Raw genomic sequence first — 3,295 nt, 5'->3', positions numbered from 1 at the left:
CGTTCGACTGCGGTTGGGTGTCACATTAATACAGTTCAAGCTAAGGCCGCCTTAAAAAAGAGCAAGATGCAAACCTATCAACTAGAATAAGCCCCACTTTCACCGCCACTCCTACCCAATAGGCCAGTAAAAATTCTGGATACTGTCGTTTGCCCAGTCCCTAAACGTCAGTAACGTCTCTTAAGAAACTAGACAGTTTCACCAAATTAGATTGAAGAAAGCAAAAGTATGCAGTTGATTGCTACTTTGAATACGGGATTGCTTTTGATTTCTTTTTAGGTGTGTGTCCTTTATAAGATTCAAATGTTCAAAATCTTCGCTAAGAGCGCTCGATTGACTTCTAAGTGTTGTTTTTGATAGTGAATTTACCTATCTAACAATTTTCCAATATTACACACCAAGAAAAATCGTTATGATTACACACTCTTAATTCAACAATGTGAGCACATCATGAGCAGCCCCCCTCCACCCAAAGGTCGAAACTATCCGTTCGCACAGCGTGGTAGTCCCTTTTGGGAAAAGTGTCATGTCACATTCGATCAAGCCGTTGATATGTTTTATGACCAAACCGCGATGCAGCAACATTTAGGGCATGCTCCAATTGTTAATTCATTGGTTTACAAAAGAGTGAAGTATTCGACAATTTTTGATGCTCAAAGGGCATACACACAGGACCAGAATGCCTTTTACCAAAAGAAAGAGCAGGAACAGATTGCGCTTGAATCAAGAGGCATCAAGGCATTTAAAAACATGAATGATGCTATCCGTGGTCGTTTAAATCCTACGGAAGATGGTTTAGCTAATCCGCTTGAGCGTCCGTTAAAACCGATGGGTGAAGTATCAAACGGCATATTTGAACAGTTTGCTAGTGAACTCGCTCATGAGCCGTCAGGTAGAAGTGCCGATATAGCTTCCGTTCAACCCAGTTCGCCAGTTAACGACCCCTGTAGCTCAGAGCCTCTGTTGTATAGTCAAACTCAAACGGTTGAAAAAAGATTGAGTGACTCTCTCGCTTTAGAGTGTTCTCTTGAAGAAGAAATGGCAAAGAATATGCAACATGTGCTTATCACTGATTTAGAAGATGCGCACAAGATATTGCATAACGTTTGGCTTGAATCAGGTAAAGACGTTGCTGCTCTTGCTGCGAGTATTAATACTGCCAACTCATGGTTTAACCACACAGAGCCGATGTTTGATGCTGCGTCTATTGCTAGGCAATTCGGGGATATGAACATTAAGGCTGATCTTGTTGAGAGTAAAGGAAAAATCTTTGTTGCCTTTAATGGGACAGATCAGAACGGGAAAGCACTCAAACATGCGTTTGTAAATGGCACTCGTATCAACATGAACGGAAAAAAATATCCACTCAACTCATTTAAAGCAATGCAAACTGGCTTTAGCCCGAAATCAAGAGCTGCAAACTTCAAAGGAGCTGCGGTACTCACATTTGTAGTGTCTGCAAGCATTGCCACTTCTGATCTTATCTTTAAGGATGATTATCATCTAGTGGATTGGTTTGGTAACGTTGGTGCTGATATGTTTAAAGCACTGTTACAATATGGGGCAGGAGAAGCAGCTTTGTTTGTTGTTGTCGCTATGACCGGTTCAATACTCATTGGTGGTATTGTGTGTGCGTTAGCTTATTTAGCTATCGAACTGATATGGAGCGAATACGAAATCTCAAAATCAATTGTGACGGAGCTTGAAAATGCAGTCGAAAACTAGAGTAAGATTAGCAGTGATCTTTATGTGGTTGCTAGGGTTTGGTGCTTGGCTCTTGATATCTAACGATACACTCCAAAACTACTTAGACTTGTTGAATCATGAGCAAGTAGTGACATTTTCCCCTCTAGCTCTATGGCTTCCTATTGGTGGCTTTGGAGTGGTTCTTTATTTGATCTTCATGACACCCAAGGCATTTTATTACGGCACAACAATCGTTCAATTAGAATCACATCAGAAACGAGCCAAGTGGAACAAGATCATTTTATTTTTCTGTCTCATTGGCATTGCGTTTGCAGCGGGGTGGACGTTCCATACATTTGATTTGATGGATAAATACGGCTACGTCTACAGTGACGAGCTTAACAGGAATGCAGGAACAAGCATTTACCGAAAATGGGTAAGGTCTATGTAACCTAAGAGGTAAGTATGACGATTAGTTTAATAGCCGCAGCATTTATTGTGATGATTCTGTGTGTGTTTTTTGAAAAGAAACAACAGAATAAAAAGGTTCGTAACACATTTGAAAAATGGAGATGGTGGGTGCAAATCGTTGATGCGGACTACAAACCTTGGCTATCAGGTAAAGTCGTTAGAAAGACCGATAGTTATCAGTTTGCCATTGTTGGATGTTTGGAACGAGATCATTTAGATTCAGAACTGCTGAACAACTTAGAATCTAAATTAGGTACTTTAGGTAGTTTTATTCCTTGCCAGTGCATTATTATCGATGCCTCAGAACTAGTGATTGGAGGGGTTACTGATAATAAAAAAATCACAGCCCTTTATGAGAGCATTCCTCCTCAGCAATCACATTGTGTAAAACTAGTCATTCAAGATTCAAGTATTATTATTCCTGAAAGTAATGAAGATCTACACATGTTCAAAAAATTATGGGAAAACACAGAGATGCAGGATATTGAGATAAGTGATAATGAATCTGAATTAGAGGTTTACTCTGTATGATTGTTAACAGTGTTTCGCGATTAAAAGGACACACACCAAAAGTATGAAATTAGTTTGATTTTATTGAATTCGCCGACTCACCAACAATTCTATTAAAAGAGAGCTGCTAAGTTACTTAAAACCTTTATAGCAGACCTCATTTTGACAACGGCCAGAAAACAACTTATCTCCGTGGATGCTACCTCGTATTACCACTGCGTATCACGTTGTGTGAGGCGTAGCTTTTTGTGCGGGGAAGACCCGCTCACCAACACGAGCTACGAACATCGAAGAGAGTGGATAGAGCGAAAAATTCACGCTCTGACACACGTATACTGCATCGATGTTTGCGCTTACGCCATCATGAGTAATCACTATCACTTGGTGCTTCATATCAATAAAGACAAAGCGTTAGCATTGTCACTACACGATGTGGTCGAGCACTGGGGGCGTGAACATAAATTACCGGCACTCATAGAACGTTGGCAAAATAAGCAACTCACTCACCAGGTAGAAGAAGACAAGTGTATTGAGCTCATTGAAATATGGCGAGAAAGGCTGTGGAACTTAAGTTGGTTCATGAAAGAGCTCAATTACGACATTGCGTGTAGGGCGAACCGAGAAGATA

General features: G+C 40.5%; 4 protein-coding genes. All 4 read left to right on the top strand.

What is annotated here, in order from left to right; genetic code table 11:
• Positions 1-573 precede the first annotated feature (573 nt).
• A complete protein-coding gene (locus tag L4D74_RS24925) occupies positions 574-1,725 on the top strand; it encodes a hypothetical protein (protein WP_428755085.1) in 1,152 nt (383 codons plus the stop codon).
• The gene (locus L4D74_RS24920) at positions 1,709-2,137 is read left to right on the top strand and encodes a hypothetical protein (protein WP_428755083.1); all 429 of its coding nucleotides are present in this window, start codon (positions 1,709-1,711) and stop codon (positions 2,135-2,137) included. The genes L4D74_RS24925 and L4D74_RS24920 overlap by 17 nt, the downstream gene beginning before the upstream one ends.
• Positions 2,138-2,151: 14 nt before the next feature.
• A complete protein-coding gene (locus L4D74_RS24915) occupies positions 2,152-2,688 on the top strand; it encodes a hypothetical protein (protein WP_428755081.1) in 537 nt (178 codons plus the stop codon).
• Positions 2,689-2,829: 141 nt separating this feature from the next.
• A partial coding sequence (locus tag L4D74_RS24910; protein ID WP_489686473.1) for a transposase occupies positions 2,830-3,295 on the top strand: 466 nt, incomplete at its 3' end.

Source organism: Vibrio cionasavignyae (assembly GCF_050337155.1).
Taxonomy (GTDB): Bacteria; Pseudomonadota; Gammaproteobacteria; order Enterobacterales; family Vibrionaceae; genus Vibrio; species Vibrio nomapromontoriensis.
The sequence above is the reverse complement of the archived record's forward strand: the minus strand, read 5'-3'. Positions and strand labels throughout refer to the sequence as shown.

Bases quoted from the DNA above. Each gene is read 5' to 3' on its own strand.
- L4D74_RS24925 (WP_428755085.1), top strand. From the start codon at position 574: ATGCAGCAACATTTAGGGCATGCTCCAATTGTTAATTCATTGGTTTAC.
- L4D74_RS24920 (WP_428755083.1), top strand. From the start codon at position 1,709: ATGCAGTCGAAAACTAGAGTAAGATTAGCAGTGATCTTTATGTGGTTG.
- L4D74_RS24915 (WP_428755081.1), top strand. From the start codon at position 2,152: ATGACGATTAGTTTAATAGCCGCAGCATTTATTGTGATGATTCTGTGT.